This window comes from Saccharothrix sp. ST-888 (assembly GCF_000955975.1).
Taxonomy (GTDB): Bacteria; Actinomycetota; Actinomycetes; order Streptomycetales; family Streptomycetaceae; genus Kitasatospora.
This window is the reverse complement of record NZ_JYJF01001137.1, coordinates 1-240: the sequence shown is the minus strand read 5'-3', so window position 1 is coordinate 240 and position 240 is coordinate 1. Positions and strand designations below refer to the sequence as shown.

At 78.3% G+C, this 240-nt stretch carries 1 protein-coding gene; it reads left to right on the top strand.

Annotated elements, in window-relative coordinates:
- The coding region (locus UK12_RS42860; RefSeq protein ID WP_045307436.1) for a hypothetical protein at window positions 1-240 on the top strand (240 nt) is incomplete at both ends.

The following is a 240-nucleotide window of genomic DNA, read 5'->3' as shown; positions in this document are numbered from 1 at the left end:
TCAGTGCGGTCGGGCTCGCCGGCAGCTGGCGGCAGGTGCGGCTGGCCGCGATGCTCCCGTTGGTCGGGGCGGCCGCCTGCACCGTCCCGGTCGGCTCCTGGGTGGCCGCCCGACTGCCCGAGCCGACGCTGCTGGCCGGCCTGGGGACGCTGGTGAGCGGCGCCGTGCTGCTGGTGATGAGCGGCGCCCGGGCGCCCGCCCTGCAGGGTGTCCGAGGGGCGTTCGCGGCAGGTGCCGTGA